This is a genomic window from Variovorax sp. GW823-FHT02B07, assembly GCF_058797695.1.
In genome coordinates, this window is sequence record NZ_JBXAJX010000001.1 from 1848220 (window position 1) to 1865923 (window position 17704).

Annotated in this window: 8 protein-coding genes; 7 read left to right on the forward strand and 1 reads right to left on the reverse strand. The window is 63.1% G+C overall.

Annotated features, from left to right (window positions below):
* The first annotated feature begins 187 nt into the window (after positions 1-187).
* The 5 genes from AC1RGU_RS08660 to AC1RGU_RS08680 all read left to right on the forward strand — a co-directional run bounded on the left by AC1RGU_RS08660 (position 188) and on the right by AC1RGU_RS08680 (position 14287).
* Entirely contained in the window at positions 188-10789 is a 10602-nt protein-coding gene (locus AC1RGU_RS08660; protein WP_492695990.1) for a two-partner secretion domain-containing protein, read from the forward strand.
* 10 nt (positions 10790-10799) lie between these two features.
* Positions 10800-11150, forward strand: a complete 351-nt coding sequence (locus AC1RGU_RS08665; RefSeq protein WP_492695992.1) for a hypothetical protein — start codon at positions 10800-10802, stop codon at positions 11148-11150.
* A 114-nt stretch (positions 11151-11264) separates the two neighbouring features.
* Entirely contained in the window at positions 11265-12983 is a 1719-nt protein-coding gene (locus tag AC1RGU_RS08670) for a ShlB/FhaC/HecB family hemolysin secretion/activation protein (RefSeq protein ID WP_492696453.1), read from the forward strand.
* Between the two features lie 24 nt (positions 12984-13007).
* Positions 13008-13493, forward strand: coding sequence for a hypothetical protein (locus tag AC1RGU_RS08675; protein ID WP_492695993.1), 486 nt, complete (start codon positions 13008-13010; stop codon positions 13491-13493).
* A 167-nt stretch (positions 13494-13660) separates the two neighbouring features.
* Positions 13661-14287 carry an FMN-binding negative transcriptional regulator gene (locus tag AC1RGU_RS08680; RefSeq protein ID WP_492695995.1) on the forward strand — a complete coding sequence of 209 codons (627 nt, stop codon included), beginning with the start codon at positions 13661-13663 and terminating at the stop codon, positions 14285-14287.
* Between the two features lie 23 nt (positions 14288-14310).
* On the opposite strand, the gene AC1RGU_RS08685 is transcribed toward AC1RGU_RS08680, so the two are convergent.
* On the reverse strand, positions 14311-15225 hold the full coding sequence (locus tag AC1RGU_RS08685; RefSeq protein ID WP_070060504.1) for a LysR family transcriptional regulator: 915 nt from the start codon (positions 15223-15225) through the stop codon (positions 14311-14313).
* Between the two features lie 181 nt (positions 15226-15406).
* On the opposite strand from AC1RGU_RS08685, the gene AC1RGU_RS08690 reads away from it, so the two are divergent.
* Both AC1RGU_RS08690 and AC1RGU_RS08695 read left to right on the forward strand, forming a co-directional pair.
* Entirely contained in the window at positions 15407-16288 is an 882-nt protein-coding gene (locus AC1RGU_RS08690) for an alpha/beta hydrolase fold domain-containing protein (RefSeq protein WP_492695997.1), read from the forward strand.
* 155 nt (positions 16289-16443) lie between these two features.
* Positions 16444-17697 (forward strand): efflux RND transporter periplasmic adaptor subunit, encoded by a 1254-nt coding sequence (locus AC1RGU_RS08695; protein ID WP_062479898.1) that lies wholly within the window; start codon positions 16444-16446, stop codon positions 17695-17697.
* The last annotated feature ends 7 nt before the right edge of the window (positions 17698-17704 follow it).

The window sequence follows — 17704 nt, forward strand, 5'->3', positions numbered from 1 at the left end:
GTTTGCGGTTGCAAACAAGTGTTGTAGTGCCTTCGAATTACTTCTGAAAAACGCCGCTGCAAGCTTCGTCAAACCGTGACGAAGTGCCGTGTGCGTGGTGTTCCCCCTTCCCATAATCGGCCGCGACTGCTGCGTCTTGTCACAGACGGCGTCGCGAGATACCAACTATCAGGGGAGCACCAAAAAAATGAACCGTCATCTGCATCGCATCGTCTTCAACGCCGCCAGAGGCATGCGCATGGTGGTTCAGGAGACCGCGAACAGTACCGGCAAGGGCACCTCCAGGGCCACGACAGTGGCGGCGGCCGGCGCGGCAGCGTTGAGTCCCATGGTGGTCGGTGCAGCGCTCGCGGGCTTGCTGGGTGCGGGGCCGGCGAGTGCGCAGATGACGGGGGCGTTCAACGTTCCCGGGGCCCAGCGGCCGACCGTGCTGGTGGCTCCCAACGGCGTGCCGTTGATCAACATCCAGACGCCGTCGACCGCGGGCGTTTCGCGCAACATCTACAACCAGTTCAACGTCGGCCCCAACGGGGCGATCCTGAACAACAGCCGCACCAACGTGCAGACGCAACTCGGCGGCATCGTCCAGGGCAATCCGTTCCTCGCGACGGGGCCCGCGCGGATCATCCTGAACGAGGTCAACGGCGGCAACCCGAGCCAGTTGCGCGGCTACATCGAAGTCGGTGGGGCGAGGGCCGAAGTGATCATCGCCAACCCGGCCGGCATCAGCGTCGACGGCGGCGGCTTCATCAACGCGAGCCGCGCCACGCTCACCACCGGCACGCCCCAGTTCAACGCGATGGGCGGGCTCGACAGTTTTCTTGTGCGCGGCGGCACGGTCACCATCGACGGTGCAGGCCTGGACGCCAGCAAGACCGACTACGCAGCCATCCTGGCCCGCGCCGTACAAGCCAATGCGGGCATCTGGGCCAGCGAGTTGAAAGTGGTGACCGGGGCCAACCAGGTCTCGGCCGATCACAGCCAGGTTGCGCCCACCGCCGGCACCGGCGCCGCGCCCACCTTTGCACTCGACGTGGCGGCGCTGGGCGGCATGTACGCCGGCAAGATCACATTGATCGGCACTGAAGCGGGCCTGGGCGTGCGCAACGCAGGAACCATCCAGGCCGCTCCGGGAACGCCTGTACTGGGCGGTGCCGGCCAGCTCGTCGTGACGACCGCCGGCCGCCTCGAGAACATCGGAACCCTGCAGGCCACAGCCGACGCGAACCTGGCCGTATCGAGCCTGGCCAACAGTGGCCGCATCAGCAGCGGCGGCAATCTGAAGATTGCCGCGCAAGACACGCTGGCCAATTCGATCGACGGCAAGGGCGGTACGTTGGAGGGGGCGCGCGTCGAGTTGAGCAGTGCCGCAGGCAACATCGACAACCGCAATGGCGGCACGATCCGCCAGACCAGCAGTGCGCCGCTGTCGATCTCCGCGCCGGCATTGAGCAACACAGGCGGTGGCGTGATCGGGTTGGAGCCCGTTTCGGAAACGCCGTCGCAACCCGGTGGCGGCACGGGTTCCGGCGCCGGCGGTGGCGCCAACCCTGGTGCGCCTGCGGAAGGCGGCAATTCCGGATCAGGCACAGGCTCCGGCGCAGGCGAAACAATCACACCGGCGCCCTATGTGCCTCTTTCGCCCGGTGTCATCCAGGCGGCGGGCGCCATCCTGAACGATGGCGGAAAGATCTACGCAGGCGGCCCGATCACGCTGCAGAGCGCGAACATCAACAACAACGGCGGGACCCTGAGCCTCGCCAGCATGACCGTCAACCAGCCGACCTTCGACAACCACGGCGGCACGCTCAACGTCAGCAACGGCTTCAGCGCCAACGTCGGCCAGTTCGACAACACCGGCGGCAAGCTCAATGCAGGTTCTCTGAACATCGTCACGAGCGGCGATCTGATCAACGTCGATGGCTCGCTCGCCAGCGGCAGCGATGCCAGCCTCACGGTCGGCGGCAAGGCGGACAACACGCGAGGCACGATCTCGGCCACCGGCAGTTTGACGGCGCACGTGGTGGGGGCCATGAACAACAACGCCGGCACCCTGATTGCCAATCAGGCGGTGGTGCTGGGTGCTGGCAGCCTCGACAACACCAAGGGCAGCATCCAGTCGGCGCAGGCCGGTGTGCAGGTCAACGTGGTCAATGCGCTGGTCAATGGCAGCGGTGGCTCGCTTGGCGCGGCGACCGATCTGAATGTCAAGGCGGGGTCGATCGCCAACAGCGGCAGCCTGCGGGGCGAGAACGATGCCAGCGTCGTGGTTGACGGCCAGCTGGCGAACGACGGCAGCATCACGGCAGGTCGCCATACGACGGTCGCGGCAGGCAGTGTGCAAGGTGGAACGACAGGTGTCCTCGGAGCAGGCGTCCAGAGCGACGGCAAGCTCGGCGGTGTGGGCGACCTGCATGTCACGACTTCCGGGGCGCTGGTCGCAACTGGGACCAACCTCGCGGCGGGCGATGCCATGCTGCAAGGTGCGAGCGTCGATGTGTCGGCCAGTCAGACCAGCGCGGCCAACATCGCCATCACCGCGACGCAGGGCAATGTGACCACGAGCAAGGCCACCGTCGTCACACCGGGCACCCTGAGCGTGACGGCCAATGAGCAGCCTGGCCAGACCCTGGTCAACGAAGGCGGCAAGCTCAACGCAAACCAGTTGGACCTGAAGGTCTCGAACATCGCGAACACCCAGGGCGGTGAGATCGTGCAGACTGGCACTGGCGCCACCCACATCGTGACCTCCGGAGCCATCGATAACAGCGGCGGCACGCTGGCAAGCAACGGCAGTTTGGCCTTCACCGCTGCCAGCCTGAACAACAAGGGCGGCACCTTGCGCGCAGCCCAGACATCGGACCTGACGGTCACGGTGGCAGGCCTGGTGGACAACCGCCAGGGCGAGATGAGCGCGGGTGGCACCACGACCCTGAATGCCGGCAGCCTCGACAACGATGGCGGCCGCATCACCGCAGCAGGCGATGTATCGAGCACCACGAGCGGCGCCACCAGCAATCAGAGTGGCACGATTGCTGCGAACGGCGATACCACCCTGAACGCTGGAAGCCTGAACAACAACGGTGGCGCCGTCTCCGGACTCCAGCAGTTGACGGTCAACGTCCAAGGGATGGCCGACAACACTGGCGGTACGCTGGTTGCAAAACAGGCGGTCTTGCTCAATGCCGCCGCTTTGAACAATGACAAGGGCTCGATCCAATCCACTGAAGCTGCGGCCTCACTGAATGTGAGCGGGGCCCTGACGAATGCTCAAGGCAACATCGGCGCTGCTACTGATCTGGACATCCACGCTGGCAGCCTGACAAATGGTGCGAGTGGCAGTTTGCGCGGCAGCCACGACACCACGATCGCCGTGAGCGGCCAGTTGGCAAGCGACGGCAGCATCACGGCGGGGCAGGACGCCACGATCACGGCAGGAAGCTTGCGAAGTGGCAGCACCGGCGTGCTCGGTGCCGGCATTCAGAACGACGGCAAGCTCGGCGATGTGGGCGAGTTGAGGGTCACGACCTCGGGCGCACTGGTTGCGAATGGCACCAACTTGGCGGCCGGTGACGCCGCGCTGCAGGGCGCGAGCGTTGACGTGTCGGCTAGCCAAACCAGTGCGGCCAATATCGCGATCACGGCCACGCAGGGCAACGTGACCACCAGCAAGGCCACCGTCGTCACACCCGGAACGCTCGCCATTGCCGCCAACAGCAACGTCGCGCAGACCTTGGTCAACGAGGCCGGCAAGATCAACGCGAACCAATTGGACTTGAAGCTCTCGAATCTCACGAACACGCAGGGCGGTGAGATCGTGCAGGTCGGCACAGGCCCGACCACCATCGCGATGAGCGGAACGCTGAACAACGACGGCGGACGCATTGCCAGCAACGGGCAAGACCTGACGCTGCAAGCCGCGAAGATCGGAAACGCCGGAGGGAAGATCGAACATGCGGGCCCCGGTACGCTGACCATCGGCGGTGGTCGCTTCGACGGCGCCAACGGCCAGATCACGACCAATGGCGCACTGGCGGTCGCTCTTTCGAGCGCGTTCAATCAGGATGGCGGCGTCACCAGCGCGAAGCAGATCACCATCGATGCGGGCTCCTTGAGCAACAGAGGTGGCCAGATCGTCCAGACCGGCACTGAAGCCACCCGCATCACGGTGAAGGGGGCGGTCGACAACAGCAATGGCGGTGTTCTCGCCAGCAATGGCAACACCACCATTTCCGCGGGCAGCCTCACGAACCAAGGCGGAACGATCCGCGCGGCGGAAGATTCGAGCCTCAGCTTGACGACGAGTGGCTTGCTCGACAACGGCAACAAGGGCGTGATCGGTGCGGGCAGCGATATGACGATCACTGCTGGCGGCCTGAACAATGACAGCGGCAGAGCGACAGCCGTCGGCGATCTTCATGCTGCCGTCGGCGGCGCCGCCACCAACATCGGCGGCACGCTGGCCGCGAATGGAAGCACTACGGTCGCGGCCGGCACTTTGGACAACACCCGTGGCACCGTGGCGGCGGTGGAAGGCGATCTGGCCATAACCACCACGGGCGCAACCATCAACGACAAGGGCACGCTGCAAGCGGGTGCGAATGCCACGTTGACGAACGCAGGCCTGAGCAACGTCGGCGGCAAGGTCTTCGGCGCGAGTTTGACCATCGATACGCAAAAGAGCACGCTGAACAACGCGCTCGGAACATTGGCCGCAACCACCACGGTCACCATCGGTTCGGGCCCGCTCACAAACGATGCCGGCTTGATCCAGTCCGGTGGTGCGATGGTCATCGACACGAACGGCCAGACGCTGCGCAACACCAACGCCGCCGGCTACGACAACAAGCAGGGCGGCATCACGAGTGCGGATACGCTCGACATCAAGAGCGGTGGCGTCGACAACACAGCCGGCTTCATCGGCGCGAAGAATGCGCTGACTGCCAAGACAGGTGATTTCCTGAACTCAAGCGGTGGCATGGTTCTTGGGCAATCCACAGTCGCGATCAACACGGCTCTCGGGAGTTACGACAACAGCGGTGGCAAAACGCTCGCAATGGGCGACCTCGAGATCGGCGCCATCGGCCTCGGAAATACCCAGGGCTTGATCCGCTCCGGAGCGACGACCACGATTCGCGCCGTCAACATCGGAAACGACGGCACACAGGGAACGGACCAGGGGATCGAAGGCAAGAACGTCGTCATTGACGCCGGCAACCTGAGCAATACGAACGGAGCCATTCGTGCCGACGTCGATGCCACCATCACCAGCGGCGGCACGGTCGATAACACCGGCGGTCTGATCTCCGCGGGCAACGCGCTGAGCATCCTCGACCCGAATCGCGCGAACCCCGGGGCCAAGAGCCTGAACCTCGTCAACACCAACGGCACGCTGGTGGCTGACAAGAGCTTGAAGATCGATGCGGCGATCTTCAGTGGGGATGGCAAGGCGGTGTCGGGCCAGGACCTGAGCATTGCGCTGCGCCAGGACATCGTCAACAACGGTGAGGTGGCCGCCAACGGCAACCTCAGCTACACCACGACCGGCAACTTCACCAACAACGGCAAGCTGCTGGCGGGCCAAACCCTGACGGTGGGCGGCAACAACGTCGAGAACACCGCCAACGCGGAGATGTCGGGGACCGACACCATCGTCAATGCGGCCGGGACACTGACCAACCGTGGCCTGATTGACAGCAGGGGGGCGACGCAGATCAATGCGAGCACGCTCAACAATATCGGCACCGGGCGAGTCTACGGCGACGCCGTTTCCATTGCGGTGGGCACGCTCAACAACGATGCAGAGACGGCCAATGGTGTGACCAAGGCCGCGACCATCGCGGCGCGGGCCGACTTGGACATCGGCGCCAGCACGATCAACAACCGAGAGCACGCGCTGATCTTCAGCGCCGGTGATATGCACATCGGTGGCTCGCTGGACGCGAATCGCTATGCAGCGGGACAGGGGGCAGAACTCAACAACCTGAGTGCGGACATCGAGTCACTGGGCAACATGTCCATCTCGATGGGGCAGGTCAACAACCGGGATGCTCACATCCAGAAGGGCGCACCGACAGTGACTCCGAGCGTGCTGGTCGGCATCGCGCCGGTGACGCCTGTCGGTAGCGGCGTTGGCATGACCACGATGTTTTCCCTGGACGAAGTCAATGTCGATCCTGCTAACGGGTTCGTCTATCGAAAGGACACCGGAGAACTGGTGGGCATTGGTGGCTATGGCATCTGGACCAACTTTGTCACCACCACCGAAGACACGGCTATCAATGCCGACCCCGCTCGTCTGGTAGCTGGCGGAAACATGAATGTCCAGGGGCGGCTGTACAACGAAAACAGCCAGGTACTGGCTGGAGGGACGATCACCGCCACGAGCTATGAGTCTTCCGAGCTGCAAGGCACTCGAACGATGACGGGCTTCGCTTCCGTGGTCAATAACAAGGGCCAAGTCCAGGCCGTGAACGTGCCGCTCATTGCACCGCCTCAGACGTTCTCACTTGGCAGCTACAAATACCAGCAGAACACCAATGGGACCGCTGGCTACGACGCAGGCGTGGCGCCTGTCGGCGGTTCGACAGGCGGCGCGGGCAATGCCGGTAGTGTGGGTGGCGGACAGGCGCAAACCGTTATCGTCGAGGTGCCCGCCAATGTAGGTGCTGTGGTCAAGACCGACGGCCAGAGCGCGGGCAATCTGGCCGGAACCGCTGGCGGCACTGGTGCCCAGATCGGCGCGCCGTTGGGGGGAGGTCCGGCGACCGTGAGCGCCAATGGATCGGAAAATGGAGCGGCCTCGTCAGCTCAGGGCGGCGCTACCCAGACCATCCCGATGGTCGTTCGCACCAGCACGCCCAACGTGCGTGTTCCCAACGCCAGCCTCTTCAACGTTCACTCGGGACCGGGCAGCTACCTCATCGAGACCGATCCGCGGTTCGCGAACTACCGCAACTGGCTCAGCAGCGACTATCTGCTGAACAACCTCGGGCTCGATCCGAACAACATTCTCAAGCGCCTGGGCGACGGGTTCTATGAGCAAAAGCTCATCCGGGAACAGGTCGCGCAATTGACGGGCTACCGCTACCTGGACGGCTTCAGCAACGACGACGACCAGTACACGGCGTTGATGAATGCGGGAGTGACCTTCGCGAAGCAGTACGGGCTGCGCCCAGGCATTGCGTTGACTCCAGCCCAGATGGCGCAGCTCACCAGTGACATCGTCTGGCTGGTTGAGCAGACGGTGACGTTGCCCGATGGCACGACACAGCGCGTTCTGGTGCCGCAGGTCTACGTGCGCGTGCGACCCGGCGACATTGACGGATCAGGCGCGCTGCTGGCAGGCAACCAGATCAAGATCGATGGCAAGGACAACAATCTGGTCAATACGGGCACTATCGCCGGGCGCCAGTTGGTCAGTATCAATGCGAACACCATTGACAACCTGGGCGGTCGCATCAGCGGCGGGCAGGTGGGTCTGAAGGCGCAACTCGACATCAACAACATCGGCGGCACGATCGACGCCCGGGACCAGCTCACACTGGATGCTGGGCGAGACATCAATGTGCGCACGACCACGGGCACGGCCTTGGGGAACACAGGCATCGATCGCGTCGCGGGCCTGTACGTGACCAACCCGGGCGGCACACTCGTGGCCAGCGCGGGACGAGACATCAATCTGATCGGCGCCATCGTTTCCAATCAAGGCGCTGGCGGCTTGACGTCTTTCAAGGCAAAGAACGACATCAATCTTGGCACGGTCACCACGTCGTCGACCGTCGTGGCTTTGGGCGATAAGGTGAACGGCCACACCACGACGACGCAGGAACTTGGTACGACAGTCACCACGAACGGAACCACGCTGTTCAATGCCAAGCAGGACATCAATGCCCGGCAGGCCACGGTGGATGCAGGCGGCGGTTTGTTGAGCATGCACGCCGATCGCGACATCAACATCGCATCGGGGCAGTCCGATGTGTCCGGCGGCTTTACCCAGAAGTGGAAAGAAAAGGGAACCTTCAGTCGAACCGACAACACGCTTACTGGCGAATACAGCTTCAGCACCAGCGTAGGCAGCCGTTTTTCGGGTGGTGTCGTGTCCATGGATGCTGGGAGAGATATCAGCATCGAAGGCTCGCACATCAGTGGCACACAAGGTGTAGCGATCAGTGCCGGCCGAAACCTCGCCATCGTCGAGGGACGCAACACCGGGAGCGTCAGTGCCGACTTGCAGAGCAATAAGAAGGGCATCGGCGGCTTGACAGGCTTGCTCATGGGCACGCCGACCATTCCGTCGCTACCTTATGGCAAAGCCAGCACCAAAACCGCTGGCATCGAGACAGACATGGCGTCGGCAAGCACGATCACCAGCAGCCAGGGAGGCGTATTGCTTCAGGGCGGAAATGTCTTCCTCCAAGGGGTGCAAGTCGACGCAGCCAAGGACATCAATATCAAGGGTGGCAATGTCGTAATTCAGGCTGCGACCAATAGCAGTTCGGTCACGGGATCGAACAGTTCTCGCACCAAGGGCATCGAGCCTGGCCAGATTCTTTGGCACGATCCAAGCACAGGCATCAACGCCCGCAAGACGACCGAGACGAAAGTCGAAGACAGCAATCTGACGCGCACGACCCTCAACGGGGCGAACGTGTCCATCGAGGCCGTGGATACGCTGGCAATGGCTGGTGCGACAGTGAACACGCCCGGCACGCTGGCGCTGAAAGCCGATCAGCTCATTCTGGGAACCCAGACCACCGAGCACAGCGAGCAAACCACCAGTCAAGGTCGCGACTTGGCATATCAAAAGAACAAGGACAAGGGACAAAGCGACCAAACCACCAACTACAACCAGTTCAATACAGGCAAGCTGGTGGTCACCGCGAACCACATTCAAGCGGGCCTGGGAGCCAGAGACAGTGTTGAGCAGTTGGCTAAGCAGCCGGGAATGGGTTGGGTGGACCAACTGACGAACGATCCCAAGCTCAAGGACAAGATTGAGTGGCAACGGGTCGAAGAGGCCCACAAGAACTGGAACTATGACCAGCAAGGGCTGACGCCGGAGGGGGCAGCCATCGTGACGATTGTGGTTGCGTACTTCACCGCAGGCGCAGCTTCGGAGATTGGTGCTGTTGCTGGCGAAGCTGCGGGTTCAGCGGCGACTGGTGGTGTTGCCGCCCTGGGTGAAGGGGGATTCATAGCGGCCGGGGGAGCAACCATTTCCTCCGTGGTGAGTGGCGCTGTCACAGCTGGCATCACAGCGTTGGCCAGCCAGGCTGCTGTAGCTGTCATCAACAACCAGGGCGATCTCGCTGCTGCACTGCGCGATCTGGGCAGCAGCGCCAATGTGAAGAATCTTCTAACGGCAATCGTCACGGGCGGTGTGCTCGGGGCGATGGACCTCAATCCCACGGGTGCCCCCACACTCAGTGGTGGAGCACAGCCGTTTATGGATCAACTACGGCAAAACCTGACCGCAGGTGCGGCGCGGGCCGTTGTTGGAACGGCGATCAATGGGGGTAGTTTTGAGCAGAACCTGAAGGACAGCCTGAAGAACGCCATTCTCGACACCGTTGCTGCACAAGCAGCATATGCAATTGGGGACCTGACCAAGAACGAACGGGTTCTCAATGACTTCACCAACAAGGTAGCACACGCGATTGCCGGCTGTATGGTCGGCGTTGTGCGGGCGGACAGTGCCTCTGGATGCGGTGCGGGAGCCTTGGGAGCGGCTATCGGCGAGCTGGCAGCGGAGGCCTATGGCAGACAAGCCAATACGACGCAGTTCGCCGCCCTAATTGCAGGCGTTGCTGTTGCCGTGACAGGGGGTGATGTCGCACAAATCAATCTTGGTAGTCAAGCTGGAGCCAACGCAGCCGCGAACAACTACCTGAGCCATACCGAAGCGACTCTGCGCGAGCGCTTGAAAGACAAGCAGCGGCGTGGTCAACCTCTCACTGAGGCTGAGCAGACTCAATTGAATGGGATTGAAGTCTTGGATATTGCAAGAGACTTGGCTCTACGGGATGCATGTAAGACAGAAGGCGACGTATGTAATGCAGCGCGGCGAGGGCTGAACGCGGCAATTGCTAGTTATTCATCTGGCGCAAATTCTATGACAGATGCTGGCTTGAGTGCTGCTGCGAATGCAGCAATCACAGCAGAGCGAGATCAAAATCTCGCAATCGGCAATGACCCAAATCTGGCTTCCCAAACTCTGCTTGATAGTTTTGCAGAGTTTGCCGTGCCACAAGCAACAGGTTACGTAATTGGCGGTGCTCTTGGCGCATACATTCGCGAAGCACGAATTATTTACGCTGCGATTCAAGCCGAAAATGAGTCGATTACATTAATCCAGCAGGCGGCGAGTGCGCGGGCATTACTCCCTACCAATCTTCAAGGTCGTGGCAATATGGGTGTTGCTACGATCGACCTTCCAGGTGTTCAGTCGCAAATGGCCGCCTTTAGTGGCCTCAAAAGCCCAACTTCCACCCAAAAGGCGGCGGGCTTCGTTGGGGAAGTTTCCGAAACGTTTGCTAGCTCAGTTGTTCCTACAAATAGTTCGCGTCCATTTTTACTAAATCGCGCAGTAGACTCTGAAGCAAAGATACTAAACAATGTCGCACTTCAATTGGGTGAAAATACGTCAGCCAAGGGGGTGATAAATCTTTTTACTGAACGTCCGCCATGCCTTAGTTGCTCTGAAGTGATTAAAAAGTTTCAAACGAACTATCCAAACATAAAAATCAATGTCTATGATAATTCAGGAAAATTTGTCCCCGTGAATTAGAGGGTAAGTCATGAAAAAAAACGACAGATACACCTATCAGCTTCTGAAAAACCAAGCCTTGGAGGCGTACTACAGCTTTTCTCGAGATCAGGTGGGCGGAGAAAATCCATCTCACGCCCAAGTATTGGCGCAATTGGATTATCACTTTGATGGGACCTTTGGGGATCCCGCTGAGGAGTTGATGTTTCTGGTGGTAGAGTTAATTCTTTCGGGTGGGTGGAATAAAGATATCGAGGTGTATTGCAGGGCGAAAATTGAAGAGTGGAAAGAAAAAAATGACGTGGAAGAGTTGATTAAAAAAATGGCGGATGAGGAGCTTGATTTGTTTATGCATGACCTCGAAGTTCTCAATTTGATTTGAAATCTAGCCTTTCAAGTCGAATTGAAATAATTTTTGATTATTTTGCGTTCTCGGTGCTTTCTAAAAAATCAAGAATCAGTTAAGGGAGAAAAATTGAAAACGAACTCGCGTGCCATGCTGGCCGGTGTACTGCTGAGCAGTCCTTTGTTGGCGCTAGCCCAGCAGACGCCGACGACCCCGCAGCCCTTTGTGGAGCAGCAGCGGCAGCAAGAACGCGAGCGTGCTTTGCGCGAGCAGAACGAACGCACCGTCGACCAGCGCCCGCAAGCCGCACCTCCGGCACCAACCCAGCGCATCCCCGAATCCGAGTCCCCGTGCTTTCGCATCGACCGCGTACTGCTGATCGGCGAGCAGTCCGAGTCCTTCCAATGGGCCGTAGCCGACCTGTCTGGCCCCGAGCACAACGATTCCCCCATCGGCCGCTGCCTTGGTACCGCCGGTGTCAACGCCGTCCTCGCACGCGCCCAGCAGGCAGTCATCGCGCGCGGTTACGTGACCACCCGGGTGCTGGCCGCACCGCAGGATCTCTCGACGGGCACTTTGACCTTGTCGCTCGTGCCCGGCCGCATCGCCGCCATTCGATTGACGCCGGACTCGTCGCCCGCGTTGCTCGGAAGTTCAGCGCTACTGACCTCAGCCATCCCAGCACGCCCCGGCGATCTGCTGAACCTGCGCGACATCGAGCAGGGCCTCGAAAACCTCAAGCGCGCTCCGACCGCAGAAGCCGACATCCAGATTGAGCCCTCCACCGCGCCCAATGCAAAGCCCGGCGACAGCGATCTCGTCGTCAAGTACGCGCAGTCCAAGAAATGGCGCGTCGCGCTGAGCCTGGACGACAGCGGCACCAAGGCCACGGGGCGCAACCAGGCCGGTGTCACGGTGTCGGTGGACAGCCCTCTGGGCCTGAATGACCTGTTCTACGTCAGCGCCAACCACAGCATCAACAGCCATTTCCTGTCCGAGCCCAGCTACGGCACCGAAGGCCAGACGCTGCATTACTCGTTGCCGTACGGCCACTGGCTGCTGGGCTTCACGGCCTCCAACAGCCAGTACCACCAGAGCATCGCCGGCCTGAGCCAGGACTACATCTACGCGGGCAAGTCCAACAACGCCGAGGTCAAACTCTCGCGCTTGCTCTACCGTGACCAGAGCCGCAAGACGACGATGGCGATCAAGGGCTGGCGGCGTGAGTCGCGCAATTTCGTCGATGACACCGAGGTCGACGTGCAGCATCGCGTGGTGGGCGGTTGGGAGTTGAGCCTGAACCACAAGGAGTTCATTGGCGAGGCCACCCTCGAAGGCACGCTGGCCTACAAGCGCGGCACGGGAGGCTTTGGTTCGCGTGCGGTGCCTGAAGAAGAGTTCGGGGAAGGCACTTCGCGACTGAAGCTCTACACGGCCGAGATCAGCCTCAACGCACCGTTCAAGCTCGGCGAACAGAAGCTGCGCTACTCGGGCCTGGTCCGCGCGCAGTGGAACCGCACGCCGCTGACGCCGCAAGATCGCTTCGCCATCGGCGGGCGCTACACCGTGCGTGGCTTCGACGGCGAAACCAGCCTGATGGGCGAGCGCGGCGTCTTGATCCGCAACGACGTCGGCTGGGCTATGGGGCAGAGTGGGGCGGAGCTCTATACAGGCCTGGACTACGGCCATGTCGGCGGTCGCTCCACGGCCGATCTGCTGGGCCGTCATCTGGCGGGGGCTGTCATCGGCGTTCGTGGCCAATGGAGCAAGTTGAGCTACGACTTCTTCGTTGGCGCTCCTGTTGCCAAGCCCGAGGGCTATCGCACGGCGAAGGTCACGCTCGGGTTCAATCTCAACGCGAGCTTTTGACAGAGCTTGATCACCGATCCGCCTATGGACCCCAAGCCCACAGTGATGCAAGACAGCGAGATCAGCATGCATGGAAATTTCAAAGCCCTTGCGGCTTTCGCATCGGCCGCCGCAGTGATGCTCGCTGGCTGCGCCGCAGCGCCGTACCGCGCGCCTGGCACCGAGACGGCTCCGCTTTCCAGCCTTGCCGTCGTCAAGTCTGGGCCGCGCGGAGCGTCCTACTTTCACTCGATCGATGGAGAAAGAGTGCCCCATGTGCTTCTGCCCGTGGACCGCTGGGAAATAGTGCCCGGCGAGCACGCCGTGGTGGTCGGGCTCAGGACGCACCCGCAATTCCAGGCGAGCACCATCCCCATGAAGTTCGTCGCGCACGCTGGGAAGGCCTACGTGATCCAGTATGAAGTCAAGACATCGTGGGGCCGCGGCACGTGGCGTGGATGGATCGAAGACGAGAGCGGTACGACGGTCTCGTTCCCGGACACGGCCCGGTCGAGCCCGGTGAGCAAGTAGAGCGGCCGATCATCCGTTCCGTGCTGCAACTGTTGGCGGGCGGCCGTCGACCTTCTTCGTGAAGCCTTGAGACCACCTCGCCGGCAACACGAATCGCCCAGGCGACGGAGGAAAGCCTGACGCGGCGCAATACTCGACGCGCATCGATCCCCCGAAAGGCCTCCCCCGTGCACATCCAGCCCCTCTTCGCCATCGAGGCGCGCGACGAGCTTCACCGGCTCATGCGCGCCTACCCGCTGGCCACGCTCTTCACGGTTGCGGGCGGGGCGGTCGATGCCAACCTGCTGCCGCTGGAGGTGATCGATCGCGGGGCCCACGGTGTGTTGGCAGGTCATGTGGCCCGCAGCCATGCGCTGTGGAGCAGCGAAGCGCGACATGGTTGTGACGTCACCGTCGTCTTCCAGAGCCCGAACGCGTTCATCTCCCCGCGCTGGTACGTCAACGGCCAGCGCAGCGGGCGATTGGCGCCGAGCTGGAACTACATCGCGGTGCAGGCGACGGGCCGCTTGCGGTTCATCGAAGACGCCGCCTGGCTGCGCTCGCACCTCGAAGCGCTGACGCGGTCGCAGGAAGCGGGGCGCGACGAGCCTTGGTCGCTCGCCGATGCATCGCCCGGGTTCGTCGACGACGCGTTGCAGCGGCTGGTCGGGTTCGAGGTCGACATCCTCGCGCTGAGCGGCAAGCGCTTTCTCTCGCAGCAGCGCACCGAGGCCGACCGGCGCAGCCTGGTCGAGCATCTATCCCGGGAAGAATCGCTGCCGGCACGTGCGCTGGCAGCGCTGATCCAGCCCTGAGAGGAGGCCGGGAAAGGCGCCCCTCAGCGCCGCTGCAACCGCGGATTCTTCGCAAACAGATCCGCCGCCCAGTCCACGAACGCCCGCACCTTCGCGCTCAGGTGCCGGTTCGGCGGGTACACCACGTGGATCGGCAGCGGGTCGCGCTGCCAGTCGGCCAGCACCTCGACGAGTTCGCCGCTTTCCAGCAGCGGCTCGGCGGTGAAGGTGATGCACTGCGACAAACCGAAGCCCGCGAGCACAGCCGTCATGTGCGCGTTGCTTTCGTTGACCGACACGCGGTAGGGGCCGTTGAGCTCGATGTACTCGTCGCCCTTCTTGAACTCGTGCGGGTACACGCGCCGGGTGGTGCCCGAGAAGTAGCTCACGACGTGGTGGCGCTTCTCGATGTCGTTCGGATGCTGCGGTGCACCATAGCGCTTGATGTAGGCCGGCGAGGCCACGGTGACGAAGTGCAGGGTGCCGATGCGGCGCGCCACCAGCGACTGGTCGCTGAGCTCGCCGGCGCGGATCACGCAGTCGACGTTGTCGCTGATCAGGTCGACGGTGCGGTCGCTCACGCCCAGGTCGACCTGGATGTCGGGGTAGCGGTCGCAGAAGCTGGCCAGGTTGGGCAGGATGATCTGCTGCGCCACCGAGGTGCCCACGTCGATGCGCAGCCGCCCCGTGGGGTTGGCCTGCGCATTCGTCATGCTGGCTTCCATGTCGTCGAAGTCGTTCAGCAGCCGCGCGGCGCGCTCGAAGTAGGCGGCGCCGTCGGGCGTGACGGTGACGCGCCGGGTCGTGCGGTTGAGCAGCTTCACGCGCAGGCGCGATTCCAGCGCCTGGATCTGCTTGGTGACGGTGCCCTTGGGCAGGGCCAGAGAGTCGGCGGCACGGGTGAAGGTGCCGGCTTCGACCACGCGGACAAAGATCCGCATTGCCTGGATTTGATCCATCGAATGCCTGTTCAGGGAGACCGGCGTATGCCGGAAGGAGGCGGATTCTCACACAAGGAATGCGCCCCTACGGTATGCCCGATTGTTCTCCGTTTGGAAACAGAGTAGGGCTGTGTTTCCTGTTTCAACGCGCTTGTAGCGCCTTATATTTCAACCATCGCCCATCCCCCTGAGGTCGCCCATGTCACCCCGTCCATCGTCCCGGTCCGCTGAAGCTGCTGCGCTTGCCGCGGCGCAAGGCGTGGAGTCCGATCTGTCGATCGAGCTGCCCGGCCGCGAGCCCGTGGCTGCCCGTGTCTACGGTCAGCGTCCGCGGGGCGAGACCGTGCCGCTGGTGCTGCATTTCCATGGCGGCACCTTCATCTGCGGCAACCTCGACAACGGCCGCAACGTGGCCCGGCTGCTGGCCGGCGCGGGCGCGGTGGTGGTGTCGCTCGACTACCCGCTGGCCCCGGCGGCCCCGTTCCCGGAGCCGGTCGAGGTGGGTTATGCGGCGCTCGAATGGCTCTACAAGCAGCGCGTGAAGCTCGGCGGCAAGGGCGCGCAGGTGTACCTGGGCGGCGAAGAGGCTGGCGGCAACCTGGCGGCCAGCGTGGCCCTGGTGGCGCGCGACCGCGCCCATCCGCCGCTGGCGGGGCAGATCCTGCTGTCGCCGATGCTCGACCCGTGCGCCGGCACCGCCTCGCTGCGCAATGCTACGAACGACGCGGCCGAATGCCGCTGGGCCACGGGCTGGGCCAAGTACCTGAGCTGTCCCTCGAACGCCACGCACCCGTACGCGGTGCCCAGCGGATCGCTGCGGCTGGCCGCCCTGGCACCGGCGCTGGTGCTGGTGGGGCCCGACGACGCGATGCGCGACGAGGCCATGACCTTCGCGGGCCGCCTGCGCTCGGCCGGCATCGAGGTCACGAGCAGCGTGCTGACCGGCGCCGACAACTGGCCCAAGGCGCTGTACGACACCGAGGCCGTGGGATGCGCATCCTGCGAAGCCAGCGTGCAGCAGCACTTCCGCGAGTTCTTCAGCGCCACCACACCGCCCCCGGCGGTCCCTGAGCCCAGCTAGGCCCGCGAGGGTCCGCTCCGCCCCTTGAACCAAGCCGCCGCCTCCACCGAGGCGGGTGGCAGGGCTTTCTGTTCTCTGAATTCCGCCTCCTGACGCCGCCGGCGCCGGGATGGCCTGTTGCATCCCGAAAAAGTCATCGAGAAGGACGAACCATCATGTCGAACAAGAACGAACAATCGCTGTCTTCCATCACCCGTAAGGGGCTGTGGCCCGCCGTGACCGGCCTCACCGCGGTGCTGGCCGTGGCCGCCGCGGTGGTGGGCATGTACAGCTTCAAGGCCGAGGCCACCGCCCCGGTCGCCGCGCAACAGGGCACGCCGGTGTCGGTCGCCACCGTGGCGTCGAGCGAGATCAACGCCTGGGACGAGTTCTCGGGCCGGCTCGAAGCCGTGCAACGCGTCGACGTGCGCTCCCGCGTGGCAGGCGCCGTGCAGGCGGTGCACTTCCGCGAAGGCGCGCTGGTGAAGCAGGGCGACCTGCTCATCACCATCGATCCGGCGCCGTACGCTGCCGAGGTGGAGCGCGCCGAAGCGCAGGTGGCGTCGGCGCAGGCCCGCCAGGCCTTCAGCCGCAGCGAGCAGGAACGTGCCCGCCGCCTGTGGGACGAACAGGCCATCGCGCAGCGTGAACTCGACGAGCGCGTGAACGCCGGCCGCGAAGCCGAAGCCAACCTGCGCGCCGCGCAAGCCTCGCTGCAGACCGCACGCCTGAGCCTGGGCTACACCCAGGTGCGCGCACCGGTGTCGGGCCGCATCGGCAAGCTCGAAGTGACCGTGGGCAACCTGGTGGCCGCCGGCCCCGGCGCGCCCGTGCTGACCACGCTGGTGTCGGTGAGCCCGATCTACGCGAGCTTCGACGCTGACGAGCAGGTCATCACCCGCGCGTTGAAGGACCTGCCGGCCAACGCCGGCGCCCGCGGCCAGATCGACACGATCCCCGTGCAGATGGGCACCGCCGGCCTCGAGGGCACGCCCTTCACCGGCAAGCTGCAGCTGATCGACAACCAGGTCGACGCCCGCAGCGGCACCGTGCGTGTGCGTGCTTCGTTCGACAACAAGGACGGCGCGCTCATTCCCGGCCAGTTCGCCCGCATCCGCATGGGCCAGGCCCGCAACGACACCGCGCTGCTGGTGAGCGAGCGTGCCATCGGCACCGACCAGAACAAGAAGTTCGTGATGGTCGTGGGCGACGACAACAAGGCGATGTACCGCGAGGTGACGCTGGGCGCGCCCATCAACGGCCTGCGCGTGGTGAGCAAGGGCCTGAAGGCCGGCGACCGCGTGGTGGTGAACGGCCTGCAGCACATCCGCCCGGGTGCGCTGGTGGTGCCGCAGACCGTGACCATGGACGCCAAGCTCGATACGAAGCAACAACAACCGGAACGCGTGGCCGAGGCCGCGAAGTCCTGATTTCGGA